This is a genomic window from Citrobacter sp. Cb080 (assembly GCF_030334745.1).
GTDB lineage: Bacteria > Pseudomonadota > Gammaproteobacteria > Enterobacterales > Enterobacteriaceae > Citrobacter > Citrobacter braakii.
In genome coordinates this window covers 16,043-30,575 of record NZ_JAOWDG010000080.1, presented here as the reverse complement: position 1 = coordinate 30,575, position 14,533 = coordinate 16,043, and the positions used below count along the sequence as shown (strand labels likewise).

Annotated in this window: 11 protein-coding genes; all 11 read right to left on the bottom strand. The window is 46.6% G+C overall.

Going from position 1 to position 14,533, the window contains the following annotated elements; translation table 11 throughout:
- Positions 1-2: 2 nt before the first annotated feature.
- The 11 genes from wzt to cpsG all read right to left on the bottom strand — a co-directional run bounded on the left by wzt (position 3) and on the right by cpsG (position 14,533).
- Positions 3-755, bottom strand: a complete 753-nt coding sequence (wzt, locus tag OGV38_RS18920) for an O89/O101/O162 family O-antigen export ABC transporter ATP-binding subunit (protein WP_000018742.1) — start codon at positions 753-755, stop codon at positions 3-5.
- Between the two features lie 6 nt (positions 756-761).
- Entirely contained in the window at positions 762-1,541 is a 780-nt protein-coding gene (wzm, locus tag OGV38_RS18915; RefSeq protein ID WP_000665069.1) for an O89/O101/O162 family O-antigen export ABC transporter permease subunit, read from the bottom strand.
- Entirely contained in the window at positions 1,538-3,754 is a 2,217-nt protein-coding gene (locus tag OGV38_RS18910) for a glycosyltransferase (RefSeq protein WP_001048111.1), read from the bottom strand. The genes wzm and OGV38_RS18910 overlap by 4 nt, the downstream gene beginning before the upstream one ends.
- A 33-nt stretch (positions 3,755-3,787) precedes the next feature.
- Positions 3,788-4,804 (bottom strand): UDP-glucose 4-epimerase GalE, encoded by a 1,017-nt coding sequence (galE, locus tag OGV38_RS18905; protein WP_000154260.1) that lies wholly within the window; start codon positions 4,802-4,804, stop codon positions 3,788-3,790.
- 444 nt (positions 4,805-5,248) lie between these two features.
- Positions 5,249-6,142, bottom strand: coding sequence for a GalU regulator GalF (galF, locus tag OGV38_RS18900; protein ID WP_000609089.1), 894 nt, complete (start codon positions 6,140-6,142; stop codon positions 5,249-5,251).
- A 164-nt stretch (positions 6,143-6,306) separates the two neighbouring features.
- Positions 6,307-7,701, bottom strand: coding sequence for a colanic acid biosynthesis protein WcaM (wcaM, locus tag OGV38_RS18895; RefSeq protein WP_181521142.1), 1,395 nt, complete (start codon positions 7,699-7,701; stop codon positions 6,307-6,309).
- Positions 7,702-7,712: 11 nt separating this feature from the next.
- A complete protein-coding gene (gene wcaL, locus OGV38_RS18890; protein WP_286474432.1) occupies positions 7,713-8,933 on the bottom strand; it encodes a colanic acid biosynthesis glycosyltransferase WcaL in 1,221 nt (406 codons plus the stop codon).
- A complete protein-coding gene (gene wcaK, locus OGV38_RS18885) occupies positions 8,930-10,210 on the bottom strand; it encodes a colanic acid biosynthesis pyruvyl transferase WcaK (protein ID WP_047500572.1) in 1,281 nt (426 codons plus the stop codon). Before wcaK ends, wcaL begins: the two co-directional genes overlap by 4 nt.
- 23 nt (positions 10,211-10,233) lie before the next feature.
- A complete protein-coding gene (wzxC, locus tag OGV38_RS18880) occupies positions 10,234-11,712 on the bottom strand; it encodes a colanic acid undecaprenyl disphosphate flippase WzxC (RefSeq protein WP_286474429.1) in 1,479 nt (492 codons plus the stop codon).
- Between the two features lies 1 nt (position 11,713).
- Positions 11,714-13,108, bottom strand: a complete 1,395-nt coding sequence (gene wcaJ / locus OGV38_RS18875) for an undecaprenyl-phosphate glucose phosphotransferase (protein ID WP_181521139.1) — start codon at positions 13,106-13,108, stop codon at positions 11,714-11,716.
- A gap of 54 nt (positions 13,109-13,162) precedes the next feature.
- Positions 13,163-14,533 (bottom strand): colanic acid biosynthesis phosphomannomutase CpsG, encoded by a 1,371-nt coding sequence (gene cpsG / locus OGV38_RS18870; RefSeq protein WP_103283998.1) that lies wholly within the window; start codon positions 14,531-14,533, stop codon positions 13,163-13,165.

Sequence of the window (14,533 nt, the reverse complement as noted above, 5' to 3'; positions counted from 1 at the left end):
TTTTAAACTACGCTATCCATATATTTATTTAATACTTCTTCCGGATCTCCAATCATCTTTGGTTTACCACCTTCTAACCACAGAACTTTATTACAAGTTTTCAGAATGACATTGTTGTCATGGGAAGATAGCACAACAACCTTTGCCCTCTCCTGCAACTCCTGGAATCTTTTCTTTGCTTTATTTAAGAAAGAAGCATCACCAGTCCCAATAATTTCGTCGAGTAAAAGTACATCTGGATCAACTGAAGTTGATACTGCAAATGCTAATCTCACGCGCATCCCGGTAGAGTAGACACGAATTGGTAGATTCAGGTAATCACCTAGTTCTGTGAAGCAAGCGATCTCTTCTATTTTGGATTCGATTTCTGCATTCGTCATACCAAGTAACAAACCGCGTAGTTTTATATTTTGGTATCCTGTGGAATCATCATCCATTCCTAGAGCGATATCCAACAGTGGAACTATCTTACCCTTTCTTTTAATTGTGCCGGAGGTTGGTTCATAGATACCAGCCAACAGCTTCAGTAGCGTAGATTTTCCCGCGCCATTGTTTCCAATAAGTCCGAGTTTATCACCTTCTTTCAGACTAAACGTTAAACCGTCTAATGATTTAACCGTAACCGTGCTGCTTTCTTTTTTTGAAGAAATAACACCGCGGGTTAAGTTAGCCACCTGCGATTTAAACGATCTACTTTTAGCGTCGTAAATGGGAAATTCGACACCCACATCTTTTAAGTCAATCAAATGAGACATAATAATTTACACCCAATATGCAATGCGATTTCTACATTTTGCAAATGTAATTAGTGAGATAACTGTTCCTACGCATGCAAGGATAATAGAATTATAATAGCAGTATAACTCGGGCATTTTCCCTACTAAAGGCGAGCGAATAATCTCGATAAACCAAGCAAATGGGTTTAACTTCAGCAGCAAGCTATATTTAGCCAACATTGTTCCAGAAAATAATATCGGCGTTATATAAAAGACAACCTGCATAAAACTCATGACCATTTGCGGAAAATCTCTAAAACGTACAGAAATTACTGCAAATAAAGTTGCAATCCAGATCAGATTAACAACTACGATCATAAATCCAAGTATAAAAAGCGGGAAATTCTTCAACGAAAAGACGTTGAATATAATCAACACACCAATCACTATTACTATATTATGGCAAAGCATCATAAAATTTCGCCATAACATTTGCATAATGTATATGAATTTTTTAGTTGGTAACTGACTTATAAAAGAGCTGGACGATATGAAAGTTACACACCCTTCATTTATAACGCCACTAATAAAGTTCCAGAACACCAAACCAACTGCTAGCATCGGGAGATACTCTTTAACTTCTAATTTAAATAGTTCTCCATAAATTACCCCTAAAGCAATAATAAGGACCGCCATACTTAATGTAATCCAAAACGGTCCAACAATGGATCTTTTATATCTCTGCCTTAATTCCAACCAACCTAATGTAGTCCAAAGATGCCAGGATTTTATTGACGAATATATATCTGTTAATGATTCTTTCATTGCTTCAGCTCTTTATACATCTTCTCTTTAATTAGTTCTAATCTGGAATTGTATTCCAAAACAAATGCGTTAAGTAAAACCTTAACTTCCGCGTAATTATCACGAACTAATTGTAACCGATTCCTGATTGCAGTTGGATTATCAACCTCTTTTTCAACCAAATACAATTCTAACTCAGGAAAACCTTTATATATGTTTCCGGCTGGACCTACAACGCATGGCGTTCCAACGCTTGCTGATTCCAGCGCGATCATTGGTGAACATTCCGTATTCGTTACATAGCACACAACATGTAAACGAGATAGCAGCTCGATAAACCGCTTATTATTTAAATTCTCTGATAATGCCGTAAGTTTGATGTTTGAGGTAATCCACTTCATATTATTTTCAAGATGCAAGTTGGTAACCAACTCACACCCTTTTAATGAACCAATCGCTAGTAACTGAGGAAATGGATTTTTATACCAACTGAACATTGCGGCAAACAAACCGACGCGGAAATTGCCCGAATCAGGTACAGCTAACTTTTTAGAAAACGAAGTGCCTGATACAGCATAGTTCGATACTGAGAATGCACGAATACCGTATGCATTAAGTATTTCATCTAGCTCAGGCTTAAACGAGATGACCCCATCAACAATCCGTTCCCGATAAAGTTCATACCATCCATCAAAAGTTGAATATTGCGAGGAGTCAACCCACTGAGCAGGTGAGCCATGCCATGCAAAAAATATTTTTATTTTTGGATTTAATTCCTTAATCTTTTTAGCAAGTTCCATTTGTAATTGTGTTCCACCGCTCATGATCACACTTTTTAGTGTCTTCGAAGCAGCAAGTTTTTCAGCCAACCTGTTTAGATAGACATGGTTAGAAACTTGTGGGAACTCATATGAATAGTACGGATATTGGATACTATCATCTTTAAAGAAACTGGCTGTTGATGTGGCAACACCAGACCAATAGGCCGAGTAAAATGCTAAGACTTCTTTATCCGCTATTGCATTGCTATAGAACTCATCCAACAAATCATAATCAACTTGATTGGTAGTTGTACCAGCAACCTTATAATATATTTTTCGTAGCAGACTGTATTGCTTCAGCGTATTCATCAAATTCAAACGGAGAGCAAGCCTGCTTAGATTATAAATAGTTTTTGAAATTAAACGTTCTTTCAACGATGGCGCTTTCTGCTCGCGAAGGAATATATTCTTAAATTCATTTTGCGATTTTGAACACATGTCTTTGAAGAACAATGCCCATTTATCAGCTATAAGGCCATCATCTACAAATTGCTGACGATATGCTAAATAATTCATTCTTTGTAATTCTTTAAGACCACGTTGATCATCAAGAAGATTTCTCAAAGAATCATAAAATGCCTCGGCATCCCGAGACACAATATACTGCCGCTGCTTTTCAGGTAACACTTCATTTGCTATGCCGACGTCTGTTGACACAATAGCGCAACTGTTTGCCATTGCTTCAAGAAGTGGCAATGGCGTACCTTCACATTCAGAACTGATGAGTAGAATATCTGCATCAGACAGTGTTTTAAGAATTACTTCACGTTCGGTCTTGCCCTTAGAACTATCAAACTCAATAAAATCAAACGTATATCCAGATTTTTTTAATTTATCCAGAGCCGGCAAAACTATTTTATTCAGGCCTTTATAATCTTTATAACCAAGATATTCGCCCCATTTGCTATTTCCAATCCATACGAGTTTTTTTCTATCGCTATTATCATGACTATTTCCTTCGCTCATAGGAATTTCTGGATTATCATAGATAACACTATGAGGAGGTGGAAAATCAGACAGTTCAGAATATAGCTCTTTCAACTTTGCGGATGTAACAAAATACCCATCCACAAAATTCATAAGAGGAATTCGTCTCTCATAGTTCGCGATATCATCATAAGTGAATAGGTGATCAGGAATATGTGTGGTGACAATATTGCTGATCAAAATTTCTTTATACTGGGGATTCCGCTGAGTGAAGTTCATCACTTCCATGAGATAGTCACGCCAGAAAAAGTGTAAGATACTCTTTTCTTTTACGTTTTTATCCAAGTGTAAAACAAGGTCCGCCACCGTTTTAAAATCATCGGTGCAAACTATTTTTACATTAAAGTCACTCAACTCTTTTGCTATATTTTGGGCTATTTTTCCGAATGCCCAATCCAACTTATCGACTATGAAAAATAAATTCATTGATACGCCATTATGATATTAAATAGATAAGTACTAGCTTCCATAGCCATTAGGGTTTTGCTTTTGCCAATTCCAGGTATGAGCCATCATATCTTCAATATTGTACTTGGCTTTCCAGCCTAAAACCCTTTCTGCTTTAGAGACATCAGCCCAAGAAGATCCTATATCGCCCTCTCGCCTGGCGACAATTTCATAGTTAACTTTCTTGTCACTTGCCTTTTCAAAGGCATCAATTACTTGTAAAACTGATACACCATTGCCGGTGCCAAGATTAAAAACGTCATATCCTTGTAATTTATCAATATGCCTTAAAGCACTAACATGGCCTGAGGCAAGATCTACTACATGGATAAAGTCGCGTACCCCTGTTCCATCAATGGTTTCATAATCGCCACCATAAACGGACAATTTTTCTAATTTTCCAATAGCAACCTGAGAAATATAAGGGACAAGATTATTTGGAATGCCGTTCGGGTCCTCCCCAATAAGACCACTAGGATGTGCGCCTGTAGGGTTAAAATAACGAAGAGCAATAATCTTCAATTTATCATCAGATTTCGCGTAGTCTGATAAAACCTGCTCCAGCATGACTTTAGTAGTACCATAGGGGCAGGAAGCATTTCCAATAGGATATTCCTCCAGGTTGGGAACCGGAGAATGGTTACCATAAACAGTTGCGGACGAACTAAAAATGAACTTATAAACACTTGCTTGCTTCATAACTTCAAGCAGGGTGAGGGTCCCACTGACATTATTAATATAATATTCCAGCGGTTTTTTTACCGATTCACCCACAGATTTTAATCCTGCAAAATGAATCACTGCATCGATATCGTAGTTTTTAAAAACTTCTTCAAGTTTTTGTTTATCGTTGATATCAGCTTCAATGAATGGAATTTTTTTCGAAACCAAAGAACCAACACGATGAAGTGACTCTTGAGATGAATTACTCAGGTTATCAAGCACAACCACATCATATCCGCCCTCAATTAACTGTAAAACGGTATGTGAACCAATATAACCAGCGCCACCTGTCACAAGTATAGTCATGTAGTCTCCGAAATTGTATTAATCTTTTATGCTAATTACGTGTTAAATTATTTGATTTTATATTTTTCTAAATTAGCCTTTAACATAAAATTAGCTTATTTTGCCACAGAAATGTTAATTTAATCAGGCACGCTACCGCCCCTGGCTCAACAGCTACCAGTGTACTGTACACTCCAATTTTTGAGGGGGCTTAGCCTATCAATTATTGATTACATTTTGACACATTTAGCCCCAAAACATCCCAAATATTGTCGTATTAATCTAACTAAGAAACAAGAAGAAATCGATTTTTGCTACAAGAAAAGGTAGAGCATTGATCTTTTTACTACTTGATTTTTATCATAAAAAAGGCAGTGAAGACATGCCTGTATACTGATAGCATCATGAGTCTTCCCCTGCCATTTATCATGAAGTATTACTAATATAATTAATCTTTCGTCTTGCCTATTCTCCGAGCAACTTCTCAATGCTCTTACGGAACTTCGGCCCTTCTTTCAGGTTACGCAGGCCGTACTTAACAAACGCCTGCATATACCCCATTTTCTTCCCGCAGTCGTAGCTGTCGCCCGTCATCAGCATCGCATCTACCGACTGTTTTTTAGCCAGCTCAGCAATAGCATCCGTCAATTGAATACGCCCCCAGGCACCAGGCTGGGTATGCTCCAGTTCTGCCCAGATATCAGCAGAAAGCACGTAGCGCCCTACTGCCATCAGATCGGAATCCAGAGTCTGCGGCTGGTCTGGTTTTTCAATGAATTCAACGATACGGCTGACTTTACCTTCGTTATCTAAAGGCTCTTTGGTCTGAATAACAGAGTACTCAGACAGATCGCCTTCCATACGCTTAGCCAGCACCTGACTACGCCCGGTTTCATTAAAACGAGCAACCATGGCAGCCAGGTTGTAGCGCAGCGGATCTGCGCTCGCTGTATCAAGAACCACATCAGGTAATACGACTACGAAAGGGTTATCCCCAACAATTGGACGAGCACAAAGAATTGAATGACCCAGGCCCAGTAACTGAGCCTGACGAACGTTCATAATAGTCACGCCTGGAGGACAGATAGACTGCACCTCGGCTAATAGCTGGCGTTTAACACGCTGCTCAAGCAACGATTCGAGTTCGTAAGAGGTGTCGAAGTGGTTCTCAACCGCGTTCTTAGACGCATGAGTCACCAGCACGATTTCTTTGATACCTGCAGCTACAATTTCGTCGACAATGTATTGAATCATCGGCTTGTCTACGATCGGTAGCATCTCTTTAGGGATTGCCTTCGTGGCAGGCAACATGTGCATCCCCAGACCTGCTACCGGAATAACTGCTTTCAAATTAATCATTAAGTCATTCACCTATTCAATTGTTGCTGAATTATAGCTTTTTAGCTTGTTTTAGCCAGTATGAATTACATTACTCCGATGCAGCGTATGTTACGCCGCTTAACTTCGCAATGCAGTAATCTTAATCCCAGGGAGTGTCACTTTAGCCAGGAATGGTCGCAAAGTTACCTCTCCCGTCCCGGCAGTCGAAAATTCACCGCTTCGACATTCACCACCTGATGGTTTACCCGGTCGATGTCAACTGAGCTTTGCCCGGTTTCGTTTACCGCATGGATATTCGCCAGCGAGAGTAATGTGTCCTGTTTAGCCATAAACTTGCCGCGCACATCCTGACGGAGATCGAAGTGCATCTTAAGTGCGGGTCCCGTCGCGGATTGCTGCATCACCTTGATGTTACGTAAAAAAAGGTGCTGTGGTTGGTTATGCAACTCAAGCGTGGCACGTTTCATCTCCACATTGGTAATCGCCACAAATGAAGTCGCATTACCAGAGGAGATCTGAATACCGCGCAATTTGTATTCACGTTTCGTATTATCCAGATGGATATTATTTAACTTAAAGTTTTGTGGAATGGATAAATAACGCCCTTTGATTACGCCGTAACCAATGAGCATACCTGCGCTATTCTCCATATTGATATTATCAATTACGAAATTATCACATCCGTAAATAGCGACCGTCGCATTATCAATGCCCGCTTTCTTGCTATAATCCGGGGTGATATTTCGCGCGGTAATATTACGAATAATAAAGTGTTTGCCGTTCTCCACATGCACTAACTGTCGGCAGTCGCTACCGGTGATGTTCGCTACCACAAAGTTTTTTACCGCCAGTTCATCGGGATAGGTATTGTCATAGGTACTCCCCGCCAGACCGATGCCAATGCCCCAGTTCACGTTGCCGTTGGTACAGTTGATACGTTCAATGACATGGTCAGAAATGAGGATGTTGCTGTCGTTTATCGCCACATTCCACTCGATAGCATCACCCTGTAAATCGCTAAAACGGCTGTTCGTGATCTTTACGCCGTCCATTCGATTATGAAAACCCTGACGCAAAATGCCATAGTTAGCGCGCGTGACGGTAATATCATCGATAGTCAGATTACGCATCAGCCTCGAGGTTTTACCGCCGATATAGATTTGCGTCACCGGACCGAAACCGCTCATGGCAATCCCTTTTATCACACAGTCCGAACCCCGCACATCGAGGGTAACGTTCCTCAGGCTCCCGCCCTGCTCGCCCATCACCTTGCATCCATCCTGCAGAACAAAGCGCCCACGGCCATTGCCGCTGATTCTGCCTTGCAGGTGTAGCGTTTTGCCAGGCGGGATAACAACTGCGGTATTGAGATCCTTACATTCCAGTCCATTTGGTACGACTACCGTTTGTCCTTCTTTGAACGCCTGCCTGAAAGAAGCCACCCAATCCTGTGGGTTGTAATCCTGAATGTTGACGCTGCCCGGTGATTCTAGTGCCCGAACAACGGGAGAATGCAGCACGACGAGCGCAGAACTTGCCGTCAGAAAAGTACGGCGTGAGAGTTTGTTCTCTGACATACAACCTCGATTTACATCGTTTGCAGCAGACTGGCTAACTGTTTATTGATCGCTAACTGATTAAATTCAGTTGCAATTTTTTCTCGCGCGCACTGCACAATCGGCTGCACCTGCTCACTGTCGAGCAGGCTAAATGCCGCTAATCGCTCTGCCAGCGCCTGCGCATCGTTTTCCGGTGCCAGCCAGCCAGACTTGCCCGACTCGACCAGTTCAGGGATCCCACTATGGACGGTGGAAATCACCGGGATGCCCACCGCCATCGCCTCCATCAGCGCCACCGGGATCCCCTCCATATCGCCATCCCTTCCGGTAATTGAGGGCAGCAAAAAGACATCGGCCTGCTCAAGCATTTCCTTCACCTGATGACTTGGTTTAAAGCCTGGCATCTCAATCACATCATCAAGTTGATATTGCTCGATTAGCGTACGCAGACGACGCTCCCAGGGGCCAATGCCAAGGATGCGATAACGGAATGCGACGCCCTGCTCTTTCAACTGACGACAGGCTTCGATGGCAACGTGCAGTCCTTTTTTCTCAGTTAACCGGGCGACAGAGATAATCTCCAGCGGTGCGGCTGGCGATTTCAACTGGCGGGGCGTAAAGCGCGTCATATCGATTCCCATGCGCGAGACCGCGATTTTCTGCGGCGGGCACCCCATATTTTTTAAACGTCCGGCCCAGAGGTTGCTGATGGGTAACATCAAATCCCCACGTTCAAACAGTTGCTGATATTCAGGGGTGTAGTGGGCAAGCACATCCCGATGCGAAACATCAATGCCGTGAAATACCGTGGCGATTTTGCCGCGGATCATCCCAAGCTCACGCAGTTTGGCGGCCGTCACGCCTGCGGGTCCAAAATGAGCGATAAACACATCCGCTTCAAACGCCCGCGGATTTCCACCGCAAATGGCCGCCAAAATCAGATTGCGCGCCTCATCGCCATAGCGTGAAACATTCAGCGCTTTCCAGGTGGCTGCGCGGGTAATACCGCGCAGGGCCGCCACTGCCCTATACTTAAGCTTCGCCAGTTTGCTGTTCGGCTCATTCAGTAACCAGCGCGTTTTTTCACCCAGACGGTAGGTATTAAATGAAGCATGGGTATTTTCAAGATCGCCCTTGTGCAACGCGAAAATTTCCACGTCGTAGCCCATGTCGATAAATGCGGCAATCTGATTAAGTACAAAGGTCTCGGAGGAGAGCGGAAATTTAAGCAGGAAAAAGCCAACCTTCATTTTTCCCCCTCAATACGCGTTAAAACCGATTGCACCATGTTCACCCCACGTTCACGCTCACGCCTAACCGCGTCGCCGAGACGTATGTTCAGCTCAGGTAACTGTCCGAGAGCATCGGCGACCTTCCCTTCCAGGCTGCCATCGAGCAGATGGCGAATATCGACGGCCATCTCTGCTAACCCCAGTTGTTGCATGATCCCTGCCGATTTATGCTCATAATTAATGGCGATGGCTGGCGTCATAAAATTCATCGAGATGATGGCCGAGTGTAAACGAGTCCCCACCGTCAGATCGCATGCAGCCAAAATTTTCCCCATCTCCAGGTCGTTGAGTTCATCCATCACCACATGATAACGGCCCGGGTCGTTAACATACTGGCTCAGGTTCAACGCCACCATGCGGTCATCTTTGTTGTAACTATCAATACCGGTACAGGTTGACAGCGCTATCACCTGGTAACCTTCATCAAGGATGCGGTTCACTACCCCGGCAAAAGCTTGCTCATAGGCCTGCTGCGTTGTCCCCAGACGCTTATCAAAAGGAGCCAACTCACGCAGAGTAATGGCAACGGTCTTCTGTTTTGCCGCCATGTGTAACCAGTGCTGTACAGCATAACCAGGCTCATAATCCTCATCATGGTTATTTACCAGCCAAGCGGTATCTACCCCGGTTTCGACTTTATCCGTGTTTATTGCACTGCGCTTCATCAGATCCAGACTGACGGATTCACGCAAAATCAACGCATTACAGTGTCCAAAAACGTAGTTCGCCAGTTGATTAAACTGTTCATCTTGGAATGGCCCCACGCTGTGGCCAATCATGTACAGCGGTTTTTTCGCCATAAACGTACACAGGGCATGTTCAAACTGCGGTACGCCATACAGATCGACAAAAAACGATCCGCCAACCTGGATAATGGCGTCGTAGCGCGACAGCAGACGAACAAAATCGGTAAACCCCTGGGCGATCGCGATATTGCGCAGATTACCGGAATCGGTGACACGCGAGAGCAGCACCTGATGCTGATAGCGACGACGCAGCACTTTCTTCACGCGTCCCATAACGCCGGCAGCATTATTGTGCTGCTTCATCTGCGAATACAGCGGATCGCCCATCACCGGGCGGTTCAGCAACCACGAAGAACTCACCGGATAACGGCTCATAACATCCACTTCAGTCTCAGGACGCAACGCGTTAATGGCATCCAGCAAACCGCGCAGAATCGCGCTATCCCCACGGTTCCCACAGGTATGGTTGCCTAAAATTAATAGTTTCATTATGACCTCTTAAAGCGTTGTTCTTATCCTGCACGAAGCAAGGTTTTCATTTTTTCACTGCGGCAGAACTGGCGTTTTATTTCCACCACTAACGGATGGCGCGACACCACAATCATCGCCGCGAACGCCAGCGCTCCTGCCGCTACCTGGATCCCCAGCAACGCGCCTGGCGACAGTTGGCTGCGCAGCATTACGTCCAGCGCATAGCTCACCACAAGGGTAGGTAAAGAGAGATATAACGGCAGCCACAGACTGAGCATGTACTGGCGGTAGCTGGAGCCAAGAACAGGTTTGATCATCACGAAGTAACTGAGGATCGTGTTAATCACCTGGACCAGCAAAAAGCCCAGCGTCACGCCAATCGCCCCGGCCTGATGACCACCGATGAAAATGGCGGGAATAAACAGAAAGGTTTTGAACACATTGAATTTGAAGCTGATGTCGACCCGTGCTTTCGCCATCAGCAGTGAACCGATCGGATTCCCCACAGAGCGCAGCAGTCCAACAATGCACAGCAGTTGCAAGACGGGAATAATACCGTTCCACTTCTCGCCAAATACCAGCGGCACCACATTGTTCGACACCACCATCAATCCCAGGAGTACCGGGAAGTTGATGATCCCAACCACCGACAGCAGCTTGTAAAAATTCACCCGTAGCTTTTCACTGTCGTCCTGAATTTTGGCAAACGCCGGAAACAGGACACGGGTAATAATCGGGTTCAGTTTGATCGGAGGGACAACCGCCACGTTCCAGGCGAGATTGAATCCGCCCGCCACACCTGCGCCCAACGTTCTGGCTAAAACCAGCGTGGAAAGGTTGGTATTGAGGTAATTGATAATGCTGTCTGCCGTCAGCCACGCGCCAAAACGCAGATTCGACGAAACGGATGCCAGCGAAAAATGCAGCCCCGGACGGTAAATCCGGCGACCAAAATAGCCGAACAGCAGCGTTCGTAGCGTACAGTTCACCAGATACCCGAGAATGGCCGTCAGCGTGAGCGGCCAGAAATGGGCGCTGACCACGGTAAAGGTAAAACCGGCCAACACCGAACTGGTTTCAATCATGCCAATTTTGTTGAAGGCCAGCTCTTTTTGCATCAGCGCGCGAAACTGCTGCCCGTGCGGTATCACCACAAACGCCAGCGATAAGGTTTTGATGAGTGGCGCCAGTTCGGGATTATTGAGCACGCTGGCAATCGTCCCGCTAAGCAGAAACATCACCACACATACCACCATACCCAGCCCAACGTTGAGCCAGTACAGCGTAGTCAGCTCAAGATAACCGATGTCTTTGCGCTGAATAATTGAGTTGGCAATACCGAAATCCGACAGCGTATCGGCCAGCGCAATGATCACCAGCGACACGGTTAACAACCCAAACTGGTGGTTATCAATAATCCGCGCCAGGACGGTCATCTGGATAAGTCCCAGACCAATAATGATCACCGTAGCAATCGCCGACCACTTTGCGCCATTAAGCGTTTTTTCTCGTAAGCTCATGTTAATACGCCGCTTTGTTCACAAAGCCTTTGAATACCGTCAGAAAAACAATTTTGATATCGAACCACACGCTCCACTCGCGAATGTATTCGAGATCAAACTCCACACGTTTTTCCATTTTTTCCAGCTTATCGGTTTCACCGCGCCAGCCGTTGATTTGCGCCCAGCCGGTAATGCCCGGTTTTACCTTATGGCGTAACATGTACCCCTCGATCAGTTGGCGGTACTGTTCGTTATGCGCCACCGCATGCGGACGTGGTCCGACGATAGACATCCCCCCGGTCAGGACGTTAATAAACTGCGGCAGTTCATCGAGCGACGTCCGGCGCAGGAAATTTCCCACAGGAGTAACGCGCGGATCGTTTTGCGTCGCCTGCGTCACCACCGCGTCGTTCTCCATCACTTTCATCGAGCGAAACTTCCAGACTTTGATCGGCTTCCCGTCCATGCCATAGCGGGTCTGGCGGAAAATCACCGGACCTTTGGAGGTCAGTTTTACCAGCAACGCAATACCACACAGCACCGGGGAAATAAGCAGCAGGATCAGTGAAGCCAGCACGATATCTTCCGTGCGCTTTAACAGGCGATTAATCCCCGAAAGCGGCGTGTCATACAGCGGCACAACCGGAACGCCGTTCATCTCTTCAATCCGTGAATGCAGAATATTGAAGGTAAAGACATCAGGAATGAGGATCACCGAGCAGGTAGTGTCGGCCAACTCACGCACCAGTTTTTTTACGCTGGCGCCATCGCTCATCGACATGGCGATATAAACGTTATGAATGCGTGAAGCTTTGGCGTCGTCCACCAGTTGTTGCAGATTACCGGCCCAGTCGCGGGAGTTTTTTCCAGGGATTGGGTCGTGATAGACCCCCGCCACTTCAAATCCCAGCCACGGTTCATGGCGAAAACTGTCCAGCAGCATTTGTCCGGCGGGCAGGTCGCCAGCCACCGCCACCCGGCGGGTGTTGTAACCACGATTACGCAGCCACCCCGCACCGTAGCGAATAAACGAACGACTCAACACCAGGCCGACGCTTGAAAGGAGATACCATGCCAGCCAGACGGCGAGACGGTTATCGAAATCGTTATTAAAGGCGATCAGGCCTGCGCTAAAAATCAGACTCAGCGTCCAGTTTTGTAGTAACAGCACCAGCTCAGTGGAAATTTTGACGCCGCGCCAGGAGCGATAAAAATCCGTTATGCCACCGAGCATCTGAAATACGACCAGCGTGATCAGCGCCACCAGCAGGTGCATATACAGGAAAGGCAAACCGCTTAATTCGCAGATCACCCACAACCCGCCAAACATGATGGTGATATCTGAAAAGCGTTGCACCATCGAAATTAACGACGCATTGGTTTTGGCGCGTTCGCGCTTTTTTAGATGTGTCATCGTGGTTCCTGTTAGTCACCCTTTGCCCATAAGCGGGCAAAGGAAGCACCGGCATTACTGATTCAGTAACGCCAGAAGAGTGCGCGTTCGCGCTTCCATCAACGGAATATTTCCGCGCGATTCCACGTTCAGGCGCACCACCGGTTCGGTATTGGAAGAGCGTAAATTGAAGCGCCAGTCGACAAACGCCATGCTGATACCGTCCGTTCTGTCCACCGTCAGCGCCTCACGGGAAAAGTGCTGCTCCACACGCGCAATCGCTGCCGCCGGCTCTGCCAGCGTGCTGTTGATTTCCCCACTCGCCGGATAGGCCACCATCCGGTCACGGACCAGTTCACCCAGCGACTGTCCTTTCAGACTCAGCAGTTCCGCCACCAGCAGCCACGGGATCATTCCGCTGTCGCAGTAAGCAAAATCACGGAAATAGTGATGCGCGCTCATTTCGCCGCCATAAATGGCATCTTCATGGCGCATGCGCTCTTTGATAAACGCGTGCCCGGTTTTTGACATCACCGGTTTACCGCCTGCTGCCGTCACCACGTCCACGGTATTCCAGGACAGGCGCGGGTCGTGGATAATTTTCGCCCCCGGATTCTTCTCCAGAAACGCTTCCGCCAGCAGACCGACAATGTAATAGCCCTCAATGAACTGACCTTTTTCATCGAACAGGAAGCAGCGGTCAAAATCACCGTCGAAGGCAATCCCCATATCCGCACCGTGTTCAATCACCGCATTGCGCGTGTCGGCCCGGCATTCCGGCAGCAGAGGATTGGGGATACCGTTGGGGAAGTTGCCATCCGGCGTATTGTGAATTTTGATGAACTCGACCGGCACCCCCAGCGCCTTAAAACGGGCTTCAATGGCGTCAACCACTGGACCTGCCGCACCGTTGCCGGAGTTGAGCACCAGCTTCATCGGTTTCAGGCTGCCGGGATTGATGTAACCCAGCAGGTGGTCGATGTAGGCATCGCGGGTAGTAATACGCTGGTAGTGGCCACGTTTTGTCGCATCAACCGCCGGGAAGTCGTTGGCTTCCGCCAGGCGCTGCACGTCACGCAGACCGGTATCACCGCTGATGGGCCGCGCCCCTTCCCGCACCAGCTTCATGCCGTTGTAATCCATCGGATTATGGCTGGCGGTCACTTCAATACCGCCGTCAATGCCAAGGTGGAAGGTGGCGAAGTAAATCTCTTCGGTGCCCGACATGCCAATATCCAGCACATTCACCCCCGCATCCTGCAGCCCTTTCGCCAGCGCCAGCTTTAGCGTCTCGCTGGTCAGACGCACATCGCCGCCCAGAACAATAGATTTAGGCTTCAGGAACTCGCCGTAAGCGCGGCCAATTCGCCACGCAATCTCTTCATTCAGCTCTTCGCCCAGCCTGCCGCGAATATCGTAGGCTTTGAAACAGGTTAATTTCGTCAT